At 62.5% G+C, this 13,315-nt stretch carries 12 protein-coding genes; 5 read left to right on the top strand and 7 right to left on the bottom strand.

The genetic code is table 11. The features are described from left to right. Positions 1–2: 2 nt before the first annotated feature. The 4 genes from J1G35_RS08220 to J1G35_RS08235 form a co-directional block, all read right to left on the bottom strand. Positions 3–659 (bottom strand): TetR/AcrR family transcriptional regulator, encoded by a 657-nt coding sequence (locus J1G35_RS08220; protein ID WP_223014481.1) that lies wholly within the window; start codon positions 657–659, stop codon positions 3–5. Positions 660–674: 15 nt separating this feature from the next. Then, positions 675–1,637, bottom strand: coding sequence for a transcriptional regulator FeaR (gene feaR, locus J1G35_RS08225; protein WP_223014483.1), 963 nt, complete (start codon positions 1,635–1,637; stop codon positions 675–677). 116 nt (positions 1,638–1,753) lie between these two features. Further along, positions 1,754–2,374: a DUF3156 family protein gene (locus tag J1G35_RS08230; protein WP_053139679.1), complete on the bottom strand. Its 621-nt coding sequence runs from the start codon at positions 2,372–2,374 to the stop codon at positions 1,754–1,756. After that, positions 2,319–3,818: an APC family permease gene (locus tag J1G35_RS08235; RefSeq protein WP_223014485.1), complete on the bottom strand. Its 1,500-nt coding sequence runs from the start codon at positions 3,816–3,818 to the stop codon at positions 2,319–2,321. The genes J1G35_RS08230 and J1G35_RS08235 overlap by 56 nt, the downstream gene beginning before the upstream one ends. A 291-nt stretch (positions 3,819–4,109) precedes the next feature. Between J1G35_RS08235 and J1G35_RS08240 the strand changes: the two genes are divergently transcribed. After that, positions 4,110–5,438, top strand: coding sequence for an alginate export family protein (locus J1G35_RS08240; protein ID WP_223014487.1), 1,329 nt, complete (start codon positions 4,110–4,112; stop codon positions 5,436–5,438). A 31-nt stretch (positions 5,439–5,469) separates the two neighbouring features. On the opposite strand, the gene J1G35_RS31180 is transcribed toward J1G35_RS08240, so the two are convergent. Beyond that, positions 5,470–6,417 carry a methyl-accepting chemotaxis protein gene (locus tag J1G35_RS31180; RefSeq protein ID WP_223014538.1) on the bottom strand — a complete coding sequence of 316 codons (948 nt, stop codon included), beginning with the start codon at positions 6,415–6,417 and terminating at the stop codon, positions 5,470–5,472. A gap of 288 nt (positions 6,418–6,705) precedes the next feature. Here J1G35_RS31180 and J1G35_RS08250 point away from each other — a divergent pair, with 288 nt between their 5' ends. The 4 genes from J1G35_RS08250 (at position 6,706) to J1G35_RS08265 (ending at position 11,024) form a co-directional block, all read left to right on the top strand. After that, entirely contained in the window at positions 6,706–7,683 is a 978-nt protein-coding gene (locus J1G35_RS08250) for a helix-turn-helix transcriptional regulator (protein ID WP_223014489.1), read from the top strand. A gap of 132 nt (positions 7,684–7,815) precedes the next feature. After that, the gene (locus J1G35_RS08255) at positions 7,816–8,697 is read left to right on the top strand and encodes a transporter (RefSeq protein ID WP_115488024.1); all 882 of its coding nucleotides are present in this window, start codon (positions 7,816–7,818) and stop codon (positions 8,695–8,697) included. Positions 8,698–8,719: 22 nt separating this feature from the next. Further along, positions 8,720–9,883 carry an MFS transporter gene (locus tag J1G35_RS08260; protein ID WP_223014491.1) on the top strand — a complete coding sequence of 388 codons (1,164 nt, stop codon included), beginning with the start codon at positions 8,720–8,722 and terminating at the stop codon, positions 9,881–9,883. 34 nt (positions 9,884–9,917) lie between these two features. Beyond that, a complete protein-coding gene (locus J1G35_RS08265; RefSeq protein WP_053139690.1) occupies positions 9,918–11,024 on the top strand; it encodes a class II histone deacetylase in 1,107 nt (368 codons plus the stop codon). Positions 11,025–11,074: 50 nt separating this feature from the next. Here the strand turns inward: J1G35_RS08265 and J1G35_RS08270 are convergent, their stop codons facing one another. After that, positions 11,075–12,007 carry a p-hydroxyphenylacetate 3-hydroxylase reductase component gene (locus J1G35_RS08270; RefSeq protein ID WP_053139691.1) on the bottom strand — a complete coding sequence of 311 codons (933 nt, stop codon included), beginning with the start codon at positions 12,005–12,007 and terminating at the stop codon, positions 11,075–11,077. 56 nt (positions 12,008–12,063) lie between these two features. Next, positions 12,064–13,233 carry a p-hydroxyphenylacetate 3-hydroxylase oxygenase component gene (locus J1G35_RS08275; protein ID WP_223014492.1) on the bottom strand — a complete coding sequence of 390 codons (1,170 nt, stop codon included), beginning with the start codon at positions 13,231–13,233 and terminating at the stop codon, positions 12,064–12,066. Positions 13,234–13,315: the final 82 nt, after the last annotated feature.

Here is a 13,315-nt window from a genome sequence, read left to right on the forward strand (position 1 = left end):
GATCAACTGTGGGAGGGGGCAAGTCCCCTCGCACATGTTGATCGTGGTGTATCCGTTGAATAGCGCTCGGCTCCCTCAAGCAGCGACAGTGAATCACTGAACACCCGCGACAAAGCCGCAAGCCGCTTGACGTAACCCTGGGGCGTCGAATAGATCAGCTCCACATGCAAGCTGTCGACAACGCCCAGGTAGGCGTCGCCAAACACCTCAAGCGCTTCGGGTCGTACCGTCCTGTATCGACCTTGCGCTGCATGCTGAAAGTCTTGGCGAATACACGCCAGGTAGCCCTCAAATCCTGCCGTGATCACGCTGCGAATTTCCGCCGGCGGAAAGTACGCCGTGCGCAACAGAAAGCGCAGGTGCGCCGACCTTTCATAGCGCCCGCTCAACCGTTCAAGGTGCAATTGCCCTGGCACGCCGGTGTGGGCGGTCTCTTCCTTGAAGCACTGCGCGATGTACTGATGTTCATGGGCCAGGGCAATCTCGAAGACCGTCTGAAACAGCGCGTCCTTGCTGACAAAATGCGCATACAGCGAGGCCTTGCGCATACCCGCCCCGACCGCGATTTCGTTCAGCGATGAGGCGTCGTAGCCATGGGCGGCAAAGTGTTCAACCGCGACTGCGCAAATGTTATGGGCCGACAGGGTGAGCGGTTTCATGGATCGATGGATACCCTACGCCGCCCCGGCCGCTTGCTGCAGATGAGTGGAACGAAAATCCTTGGGCGACAGCTCGAATTGCTTCTTGAACGAGCGGCTGAAGTGCGCGGAATCGGTGAAACCCCACTTGTAGGCAATCGAGGTGATCGACTCGCTCTTGAGGAACGGGTTGGTCAGATCGTCCGCGCTACGCTTGAGCCGCGCACGCTGGATGTAGCGGCAGACGCTGTCGTCCTGCTCTTCAAACAAACGGTACAAATGCCGCACCGAGATGTTCAGGCGGCTGGCCAGGCCTACCGGACTGAGGCCGGGTTGGGTCAGGGACTCGTCGATGACTTTCTGCACATAACTGCGCAGGTTGCTGCCCTGCAAGGACACGCCGCTGTCGCCTGGGGCGTCATGCAGTTCAAAGGCTGAACCGAGCAGGGAGACAAACGCCGCTTGCAGGGCCTCGGCCTCTTCAATCGAATCCTGCCCCTCCAGGCCCTCGCGGCACAGCTGGTCCATCAACACGTGGAGCATGCGCCCACAGGCCTTGCTCGAAGAGATCTTGCCGAAGGTTTTCGAGGCGTTGCCCAACTGCTTGCACACTTCGTTGCGCGAGAGTGACAGTGAGGCATGTTCGATAAGGCCAAACGGGCTGATCTCGATCGAACCCGTGGAGTCCATCAGCAACATATCGCCGGGGGCCAGTTGAATGACCTGGCCGTTCTGGGTGATCTGGCAATAGCCGCTGCGCTGGCTGACGAGGAAACAATGCTGGTCCATATCGTGATCGGCATTGGGCCGCTCGCGTTTGATCAGGCCGGCATTGGTCCGCAGGTTGGCCAGTGACAGGCCGCCCCGGGAGTGCTTGGAAACCTCTCCGATGAACAGTGAACGGTTGAAGGCCAGTTCCGTGTCGAAATGGCCGCAGGCCGCTCGCAGATCCCGAGTCCAGGTTTCCAACCCATAGTGCGCAGACTGATAGGTGCTCATGGCATCTCCACAATGGTTTCTTGTTTTTGTTGGCTAATAGTTAACATGTTATCTATATAGGCGCAACAAGTCCGTGATACCGACTGTAGAAGCACTAATGATGCCAATTCCTCAACTCAGATCGCGCCCAATACCCGCTGCAAACCCGCCAGCACCGTCAACAGCCCATCACGCTGCGCGCCGCTCAAGGGGATGTAGCGCCGAAACGCCGGCATACGGTTGACCACCTCGCTGCCGCCCATGTGTTCCAGCCGAACCTGCCATTGCTGCCCGCTCAAATCGAGGTGCAGGCGCTTGAAGTCCAGCCCCATCAACGCTTGATGCAGGCCGGGGTCGTCGTTCAAGGCTGCCTGGAGCCTGGCCAGCAAAACCGGCGCGCCTGCCCGTTGCCGACAGGCCAGCCCCGTGCGTCGAATCGACCCGCTGTGGTGCACTTCAAAGCGCGCACTGCCCTGCTCTGAGGCGGCCACCGTGAACATGAATTCGGTCATGACCAGGTGCATCAGCAATTGCGCTTCGGTGCGCTCGGCCACGTCGACCTGAAGGCCGATGTCGTCCAGGCAAAACCTTGCCTGGGCTGGCCCCGTCGAGGTGAAACTCGCCAGCCCGAGGTTGCGCCGCACGTACTCAAGCGTGACCCCAGGCCGGTAACCGGACGGGGCCCGTTGGGCGCTGAACAGCTCAGACAGCTTTTGCAGCCTGCTCGAGATAACGGTTGTGAGGGTTGCCAGGCTCATGGTAAAACTCCTTGGCCAGCACTTCTTCTACCGAAGCCGGCTTGAATGGATTGACCTTCTGTACCACCAGTGTCCAGAACAACGCGTATGAAGCCGTGATCCCGAGCATCACCCCGAACGGCACATAAATGTCCGCAGGGTTCATGCCCGGCGGGGTAATGAACCACATGCCCAGCAAGATGCCGACGCTGGAAAGAATCTGTGGCAACGGAAAGAACGGCGAGCGATAGGCCCGTGGCAGATCCGGACGACGAATGCGCAGGATTACCACCGACAGCGTCACCAGCAGATAAGAGAAACTCCACGCACACACCGCCGCCAGCACCAAGTGCATGATGTTATCGGTGTTGCCGCCCAGCCACAGGGCATACAGGCACGGAATCAGCATCGCCACCAGGATGCACAGCAGCGGCGTCTTGAAGCGCGGGTGCAAATAAGTGAAGACCTTGGGCAACGCGCCATCCACCGCCATGCCGTAGAGAATCCTCGGCACGCCCGCCATCAGCGTATTGATGGTGGCGGCACCGGCGAACAGGAAACCGATCCCCAGCCACAGCGGGCCGATATCCCCCATGACCTGCTGGGCAAAGCGTGGGATTGCCATGGGCGTGTCGAGCAGGTGCACCCCGGTGGCGGCATCCAGCACCACGTTTTCCACCTGGCGCTTCATCGCCGCACCGTAGATGAACATGCAGGTGGCCACGCTCAACAAGCCGAAAATCATGGCCTTGGGCATGACCTTGGCCGAGTTGCGCAGGTCCGGGGCCAACGGCGTGACGAACTCGCAACCGACGAACATGAACATGGCCATGCCCACCAGCGACAGAATGGTGATCAGGTCGGTACCCACCAGCGACACGCCGAACCAGCCCTCCAGTTGCACTGCCGGTGCCGCGATCAGGCCGAGCACGCCGAACACCATCAGCGTGGTCCACATGCCGAAGGTCAGGATGATCTCGGCCCTGCCGAAGGCGCTGACGCCGAAGGCATTGAGAATGCCGAACACCACGACAAACCCCACCCCCAGCAACCAGGAACCGCCGGCAGACTCCGCCAGGGTATTGAGGTGTTCGAAGTTCACCAAGGCCATGACCCCGGACAAAATCGTCTCGGCGGTGCCAGCGAACACATGCACGATCAGGTACGCCGACAACGTGCCGGTGATCGCAAAGAAACGGCCCATGCCGCAATTGATGTAGTCGTAGACCGAGCCGGTGGTCGGCAGGATCGAGGCGGCCTCGGCGAAGGTGGTCGCCTGGGCCAGCATCATCACCACCGCAATCAGCATGGCCACCGCGAAGGCGCTGCCGCCAATACCGAAGCCCATGGTTGCGGTGAGAATCACCGGGCTGGCCATGATCAGGCCAATGGTGCTGGCCAGCGCGGTCGGAAACCCGACGCTGCCTCGTTTCAAATGCTGTGTGAGCCGGTCATTGATCGACATGGTACGGATCCTCGAAAGCGGATTTCTGAGTGGATGCATCGAGCCGTACAAGGAGCCGGCGATAAAGCCCTCCCCAGCCAGTCCCTGATCGAAACGGCATCGTGCGCAAAATCACTGTGCGCCTCCCCGGCGCTGATCGTCTTGCCCATGTCTGCCGGGGCTTTTGTTGCTGCCTGCCAAGGCATACGGCTTGGCGGGCAGGATCAATTGCGTGGCACGCAGGTGAAAGACTTTCCCTGCCTGCGGTCATCTTAATGCGCCCTCGACCTAACCATGCTGGGGAATATAACAATGGAGCACACACTCAAACCACGCACGCTGTCCTTGGCCGTCGGCCTGGGTATCGCACTGTTGATCGGCCATTCATCGGCCCAGGCCTATGAGCTGTACGCCGATGAGGACACCCACCTGAATGCGGACTTCCTGGCGGTCTACGGGATGTTCAACAGCCGTCACAACTACGACGGCACACCGGGCGGCTCGACCTGGCGCGAGGGTTTCATCAAGTACGGGGTGAGCGGCGACCAGGGCCTTGCAGGGCACGGCACTGCGTATGGCGCGCTCAACTGGGTCAGCTCCGGCACCTGGGGCGACGGCGATGCGGCGGGCAACACCGATGGCAGCGAACGCACCACCAAAATCGAAGACGCCTACCTGGGATGGCGCTCGGCCGACCTGTTCCCGGCGCTGGGCAAGGACGGTGTGGATTTTTCCGTCGGGCGCCAGGTGGTCAAGATCGGCCGGGGTTTCCTGATCAACGACGACGGCCCCAACCTGGGCAAAGGCCCGGCTGACGGTGCACTGAATCGTGGCGGCGCCTATTACCTGGCGGCACGCCACGCGTTCGACCGCACGGCGGTGCTGCGCCTGGGCGGGCAAGAGGGCCTGCACGGTTCGGTGCTGTGGCTCAAGTCGGACAACCGCGCCCAGGCCGAAACCGAACTGGCGGCGGGCACCCTCGACTACACGGCCGCCGCCGGCACGCTGGGCTTGACCTGGGTCCACGGCATGAACGTCACCGACCAGTGGGCCAGCGACTTCCAGAAACAGCGCGAGGGCCTGGACACTTACAGCCTGCGCGGCGAAGGCAGCGCGGGCATCGACAACGCCAGCTTCGCCTTCGAATACGCCTGGCAAGACAAGGACGCGGGGCCGGAAAAAGCCTGGTACGGCGAGGCCGGCTACACCTTCGCCGATGTCGGTTGGTCGCCAAAAGTGACCTACCGCTACACGCGCTACTCGCAAAAATGGGATCCGCTGTTCACCGGGCTCAGCAGCGGCTACGGCACCTGGTTCCAGGGTGAAGTCGCCTCCAACTATGCCGGCCCGTTCAACAGCAATACCGGCATCCATCACGTCGGTCTCAAGGCGACGCCCCTGGAGAACCTGACGGTCGGCGCGCTGTACTTCGACTTCAATACCCTGCGCAAACACGACGCGCTGAACCTCGACGCACGGGAGCTGGACCTGTACGCCGAATGGGCGGTCAACAGCCACCTGATCATCAGCCCGCTGGTGGGCATCTACCAACCCAAGAAGGCTGCCGACACCGGGGGTAACCAGGTGGGTGGCAACGGCACCAACCTCTACAGCCAACTGACCGTGGCCGTGCCTTTCTGACCGGCCTCAGGAGCTGCGCCGCAGCTCCCTCCTAGCGTTCGTGCTGATGCAGCATCGTCTGGATCTGATGGGTCGCCTGACGGGTGTTTTCCGCCAGCTTGCGCACCTCATCGGCCACCACCGAGAACCCGCGCCCGACCTCGCCGGCCCTGGCCGCTTCAATGGCGGCGTTCAAGGCCAGCAGGTTGGTCTGGTCGGCAATGCCCTTGATCACACTCACCACCGTGGCGATCTGGCCGTAGGTGGCCTGATTGTGTGCGAGCAGCTGTTGATGGGTGGTCTTCGCCGACTGCTCATCGCTGATATCGCGTACCGCGCCGATCACCCGCGTCAAACGCCCCTGGGCATCGCGCACCGCTCGCCCGCGCTCCCTGCACCAGATGTAGTCACGGGTCTTGTGGCGCATCCGGTATTCAAACACGTACTCACCGCTGCCCCGGGGCGCAAGGATTTCCCGATCGAAGATCACCATGATCTTCGGCAGGTCATCGGGGTGGGTAATGCTGACCTGCGCGTCCCAGCCATCGGGCAGCTCATGGGGCGCGTAGCCCAGGAGCAGACGGAACTGATTGAAAATCCGCATGCGGCTGGCGGGATCCTGCACGTCACCGTTGACCACGGTGATGTCCCAGCAGCCTTCGGTCATGGTGCAGAGCAGCAGCTCCCAGATCTGCGTCTCGTGTTGATGCGCAAGGGCGCGCTGCGCATGCTCACGCAACTCGGCTTCCAGCGCCTGTTCACGCTGCCCGGCCTGCTCCAGTTGCCGGCGAAGCACGGCAAGTGCCTGTTCGCTGCGCGCCCCTTCGGCAGCCTGATCGCGGGCTGACTCCTCGGGCAACAGCAACTGCCGCGTAGCCTGCGCATGTTGTGTGGCGAGTTGCTCCAGGTCGGCCTGCACCGACGGATAAGCGTGCAGTGCCTGGGTTCCCAACACCTCCCCCGCCAGCAGTTGCTTGAGGACGGCGGCAACGTCCTGCATCGGCTGTTTTTTCTTGAAGAACATCGGCCTGGCCCTTTCTGATCGAGTCGAAACCCCGGATCTGATCGCAAACCGAGCGTGATTGCTTGTACGAGCCTGCAAGACTTTTGCGCGTGGCTGCCATCCAAAAAACCCCTGCGTCGGGCGCTATCATGCATCTGTAGGATGGTGATCGGCTTTCAACCCGTCGATACTTGTCCCCAGGCCCTGCCCACGTCCAAACGACGTTCCGGCCCTTAATGACTTCGTGACGAAAACAATAAGAATGTCGCACAGAGGTACATACGAATGAGCCGTCATGATCATGGTCACGCCAGCCTGCTGGAGGCATTCAGCGCGATGACACTGGAGCTCCAACGCCTGGCGCAGGACAAAGACATCGAGCACTTCCACGAAGCGGCGCTGAGCTGCATCCGCCAACTACTGCCCTTCGACAGCGCCTGGTGGGGCCGGGCTGCGCTGATTGACGGCCTGCCGGAAGAACACAGCTCCTACCTCTACAACCTGCCCCGCAGCTACCTGGCCGATTGGCAATCGATTCGCCACATCGATGTGACCATCGCCAGGGTCAACAACGTGCCGGGGCAAGCGGTCATCGTCGACATGCGCAACCCCGCCAACGGCCCGGGGCTCAACTGGCTCGGCTCGTGCTACGCGATCGGTGAGTTACTGTGCGTCGTGTACATCGACCCGCAAACTCACCTCAGCGATCACCTCACGCTCTACCGTGCGCCCGACGCCCCACGCTTTACCGAGCAGGACTGCCTGCTGCTGAACAACCTCATGCGGCACCTGGTGGCGGCGGTCTCGGCCAATCAGATTCGTACCCTGGTCGCCATGCGCGAAGCCCTCACCCACCCGCGCAATCTCGCACTTGCCGTGTGCGACCAGCGCGGCACCCTGCACTGCACGGAACGTGGCTTCGTCGACTTGCTGCTGAGCGAATGGCCGGACTGGACCGGCCCTTGCCTGCCGGTCGCGATGGACGCCGGGGGCTATGACGGCAAGCACCTGCAGGTCGAGGCCTCGACGGTCGGCGACCTGCTCCTGCTGGCTGCCCGCAGCCGTACGGTGTTGATGCAACTGAGCCCTCGGGAGAATGCGGTGGCCCAGGGTTTCGGCGAAGGCAAGACCTACAAGGAAGTCGCCCGCGACCTGGGCATGTCGCCCAATACCGTGCGCCATCACATCCGCGCCATCTACAGCAAACTCGGGGTCAAGGACAAAGCCCGAATCGCCCACCTGCTGCACGCCCCGCCTGATTGATCGGCACCACTGACCCGCGCTGACTTTTTCGCTGTCGTTTTGACGGCCACGGGACACCTTTGCGCTTTTTTTGTCCCCCCTGCCACCCACGGGCGAGCCATTCGCCACACAACACCTCAAAGAAGAGATGCCATGCCCATGATCCACACCTTCACCCGCACCACCACACTGGCCCTGCTCGGCGGCCTGTCGAGCCTGCACGCCAGTGCGGCCGACCTCAACGCCCGGGACTTTTTCGGCGCCCCCTCGGGTACCAGCCTGGGCGTGCTGTACCTGCCGGCAAGCCGCGCCAGTGACTTCCACGGCCCGGCCGACAGCACCGGCAAGGCCGACCTGAAGGTCAACGCCGTGGCGTACCGCCAAGTGTTCTTCACCGACCTCTGCGGCACCCTCTGTACCCCACAGTTCATCGTGCCTTTCGCCGACATCAACGCCCGCCTGCCGGGTGCCGGCCAGCACAGCGCAGAAAGCGGTTTCGGTGATCCCCAGGTCGGCGGCACGGTGTTTTTCATCAACGATCCAGCCTCGCGCACCTACAGCGGCCTACTGACCCTGATTACCCTGCCTGTGGGCGAATACCACGGTAACAATCCCGATGTGTCGCCCGGTGCCAATCGCTGGGGTACCACCTTCGTTTACAACTACACCCAGGGCATCGGTGAAAAATGGGTGCTGGAAGCCAACCTCGAAGCCCAACTCTATGGCAAGAACGACGACTACTTCGGCAGCGACCTGAAACAGGACCCGCTGTACCGCCTGCAAGCCTTCGCCTCCTACGACTTCACACCCAGCACCTACGGCGCACTGCGACTGATCCACGCCGATGGCGGCGAATTGCGGATCAATGACCAGCGCATCGACAACACCCACAAGCGCTACACCCAAGTGGGCTTCGAGGTTGGTCACTGGCTGGATAAACAGAACCAGTTGATGTTCGGCCTCTCGCAGAACGTCGCCACCGACAACGGCTATCACGGTACCGACGCGCTGCTGCGCCTGGTCCATGTGTTCTGAATCCCCTCATCGGAGCTTGCCCATGAACACCCAGATCCAACCGCTGACCGATGAACGCGCCCACGCCTCATCCCCATTGGCATTGCTGGCAGCCATTGTGCTGTTCGCTGCCATCACCCCGACCATTCTCATGACCGCACCGGCCGTGGCTGCGCAACTGGCGACGCAATGGCAGTTGAGCCCGTCACAGATCGGGGACCTGTTCTCCACCGAACTCGGAGCCATGAGCCTGGCCACCCTGCCCGCACTGTGGTGGCTCAAGCGTGTCGACTGGCGCCGCGCCGCCTTGCTGGCCGGGTTGCTGTTCATCGCCGCCAACCTGCTTTCGATGCTGGCCCACGACTACCCGATACTCCTGGCACTGCGCTTTTGCAGCGCCCTGGCCGGTGGCTCGTTGATGATCATCTGCCTGTCCAGTGCGGCCTCCACGGCCAATCCCGGACGTGTCTACGGGTTATGGGTGATGGGGCAACTGGTGGTCGGGGCGATCGGTCTGAGCATTCTGCCCCGGCTGTTCGAGCACTACGGGTTGTCAGCCTGCTACTTGATCCTCGCCGCCTTGATGACGCTCTTTCTGCCCCTGGCACGGCACTTTCCCCAGGGCAGACCGGCGCCTGAAAAAGCCGCCGAGCGCATCGCACTCGCCTCCCGGTGGAAAGCCGCACTGGGCATTCTGGGCCTGCTGAGTTTCTACGTCAGCCTGAGCGGTGTCTGGACCTTTATCGGTTCCATCAGCAGCCACGCCGGCCTATCTGCCGAGGCCAGTGGCGAGATTCTGGCGCTCGCCACGGTGATGGGCATCGTCGGGGCCGGTTGTACCTCACTGATCGGCGACCGTCTGCCACGCCTGTTGCTGTTACTGCTGGGGTACGCGTTGATGGCAGGCGCCGTGCTGTTGCTGCTGGGCCAGCCCGACATGCTGCGTTTTGCCTTGGCGGCGCTGCTTTTCAAGTTCACCTGGACCTTCATCCTGCCGCTGGTCCTGGCCTGCCTGGCCGACCTCGACCGCTCCGGAAAATTGATGAACGCCTCCAACCTGGTGATCGGTGGCGGCCTGGCCATCGGCCCGACCGTGGCTGGCCGAATGATCGAAGCCAGCGGCGGCTTCCAATCACTGCTGATCGCAGGGGCGTGCATCACTGTGCTGTCCCTGGTGTTGATGCTGAGCAGCCGCCCAAATGCCTGACAGGCCCTTTTACCCCAACGAAAATGGAAAGACGATGAGCCGAAAAAGTGCATTTTTCTTCGACGAACTCAGCCTCTGGCACAGCGCCGGGTTGCACGCCTTGACCTTACCGGTGGGCGGGTGGGTGCAGCCGCCTGCCGCCGCCGGCCACGCCGAGTCACCGGAAACCAAACGTCGCTTGAAGAGCCTGCTGGACGTTTCCGGCCTGACCCGCCACTTACAGGTGCGCAGTGCCAACGCGGCCACCGATGAAGACCTGCTGCGGGTGCACACGCCCAACTACCTGCAACGCTTCAAGGCGATGAGCGATGCCGGGGGCGGCGAGTTGGGGCCCCACGCGCCCATCGGTCCTGGCAGTTATGAAATAGCCAGGCTCTCCGCCGGGCTGGCCATGGCGGCAGTGGATGCGGTGCTGTCCGGCGAAGTCGACAATGCCTATTCTCTGTCGCGCCCACCCGGCCACCACTGCCTCGCCGACAACGCCATGGGCTTCTGCTTCCTGGCCAACATCGCCATCGCCATCGAAGCCGCAAAAGCACGGCGTGGCCTGGGCAACGTCGTGGTGATCGACTGGGACGTGCACCACGGCAACGGCACCCAATCGATCTTCGAAGAGCGCGGCGACGTGCTGACGATTTCCCTGCATCAGGACGGCTGTTTCCCGGCAGGTTACAGCGGTGAAGCCGATCGCGGGCGCGGCGCGGGGCTGGGTGCGAACATCAATATCCCGTTGCCCCCCGGCAGCGGTCATGAGGCGTATATGCACGCGATGGAGCGCATCGTGATTCCAGCGCTGGAGCGCTTCGGGCCGGAATTGATCATCGTCGCCTGCGGCTACGACGCCAACGCCGTCGATCCACTGGCGCGAATGCTGTTACACAGTGACTCGTTCCGGCACATGACCCGTCTTGTACGCCAAGCAGCCGAACGCCTGTGCCAGGGCCGCCTGGTGCTGGTGCACGAAGGCGGCTATTCCGAAGCCTATGTACCGTTTTGCGGGCTGGCGACCATTGAGGAATTGGTGGGCGTGAGGACACAGGTCGGCGACCCCATGCTGGAGTTTGTGCAGTTGCAGCAACCGAACGCGGCGCTGGCGGCGTTTCAGTTGCGCTTAGTCGATGAGTTGGCCGAAGCTCGCTGAGCGTGATGCAAAAAAATCCGATGTCGTTGCCGGCATCGGATTTTGGCCAGTCAGCAGTGGCTGATCAGTCGCTGCAACACCGTCTTGAAGGTGTCGATCTGGTCCTGGCTGAACTCGGCGAACACCTTGTCCTGCTGTTCCCGTGCAATGGCCCAGAGGTCTTCGGTCTGTTCGATACCCGCAGCGGTCAGGCGTACGCCGTGTTCATCGTCGTCGACCAGCCCCTTGCGCTTGAGGTTGGCCACGGCGTCGTCGATTTCCCGCACCGGCATCGCCACTTCCCGCAGCAGGTCGCTGGCGCTCAGGCGGGCGTCGTTCTCCAGCACCATCAGCATCCGCGCCTCGTTGGTACGCAGGCCGGTGGACAGTTGCCGGGGCTGATAGCTGGACTGGTAGGCGCGTACCGCCTGGGTCATCAGGTAATACAGGTTATGACTCAGGCGCCCCTGGAAGTGGCTGCTCGGCGGCTGGCTTTCGTCGCGCCTGGTCATGCGCGTGTGGGGCAGGACCATGGAGTAGGCGCCCTGGTGGTAGAGCAGCGGCGAGCGCCCGAAATCGTCGAAGGCCACCACCTTGCCGATCATGATCCAGTGATCGCCGCCGTCCACCTGCTGGTATTTTTCACAGTGAAAACGTGCCGCACAATCGGCGAACACCGGCGCCCCGCCCTCCCCCGGTTCATAGGCGATCTCGGCGAAGCGGTCGTCCTTGGGCCGGGCAAAATTGTTCGAGAGGTCGATCTGGTCCGCCGCCAGCACGTTGACCGCGAAGTGGCTGGCCTCCTCGAATACCCCGTGGCTGCTGGAGCGTTTGTCGATGCTCCACAGCACCAGCGGTGGATCCAGGGACACCGAGTTGAAGCTGTTGGCGGTAACGCCCACCTTGCGGCCGGAGGCGTCGGCGGCGGTGACCACGGTCACGCCCGTGGCAAAGTTGCCCAGGGCCCGGCGAAAGGCGCGTGGGTCGAAGGTCGATTCAGACATGCAAGACTCCCGGGCTGCGTCAGGCGCAGCCCTGATTGTTGTTTTCAAAAGCGCGTTCAGATCATGCTCGGATCGGGCTCCAGGCCCATCAACTCGCGGCCGAGGATCTGTGCACAGACGTCGTAGTCGGTGTAGGCATGCGCGCCGGTCATGTGCGAGTCGCGGAACAGGCGCTGCATCTCGTTGTGCTCGAACCAGGCATTGCCGCCGGCGGCTTCGAACAGACGGTCCACCGCCTGGATGCACATCTTGGTCGCGTAGGCCTGGTTGGTGCGCCAGAACGCCAGGGTCTCGCGGCTTGGGTAGCGCTGCTGCTCACTGTGTTCGGCGTGTTCGTCCCAGGTTTTTTCGAGGAAGGCGCGCGCAGCGGCCACCTGGTGAGTCGACTCGGCCAGGCGCATCAACGCCGGGGTCGCGGCACCGACTGCCGCGCCAGTGTAGGCGCGCACGCGGGTCTTGGTCTTTTCGCGGAACACCTCCAGCATCCGCTCGGCGACGCCCAGGCTGACGGTGGAAAAGCCGCTGGCAAAGTAAGGCCGGTACGGTGAGTAGAAAATCTTGCTGTCGGGGTACAGACCGAAGCCGGCGGACTGGCCTTCCATCATGTCCTTGGCTTTCTGGATGCGGTGTTCCGGCACCCAGGCCTTGTCGATGATCAAGGTCTTGGTGCCGCTGCCTTTCATGCCGGCGGCAAACCAGTCATCGCGGATCTGGTAGTCACCGCGCGGCAGCACCGCGAAGCAGTAATCCTGGGTGCCCTGGGGGTTGTTGCGGCGGAAACCCACGATAGCCCACTCGGCGTGATCACAGCCGCTGCTCCAGCCCATTTCCCCGCTGAACAACACGCCGCCCTCGACTTCCTCGGTGCGCCCGAACGGCGCGATGCTGCTGCTCGCAGTGGCATCCGGGTCGGCGCCCCAGACCTCCTGCTGCAATTGGGCCGAGAACAGTGCCAATTGATGGCTGTGGGTACACAACAGGCTCATGGCCCAGGCCGTGCTGGCGCAGGCTCCGGCGAGCAACGCGATGCAGTCGGCAAACTGCGGCAGCGACAACTCCATGCCGCCGAACACTTTCGGCTGAAACACACGGTGCATGCCGATGCTCTTGAGCAGCGCAATATTCTCGGCGGGCACCTTGCGGTCCTGCTCGGCCACCAAGGCATTGGCGGCGATGGTCGGCAGGATGGACTTGAGGTCTTCGAGGAGCGGGTTTGGCTTTTTCATGGATGGCCCTGCTTATTATTGGATGTCCGGGCACCGCCAGAAATCGAGGCGTGACGCCGGATGCAGGGCCAGTATGGAGCGC

Source organism: Pseudomonas sp. SH10-3B, from assembly GCF_019891415.1.
In the GTDB taxonomy this organism is placed as follows: Bacteria; Pseudomonadota; Gammaproteobacteria; order Pseudomonadales; family Pseudomonadaceae; genus Aquipseudomonas.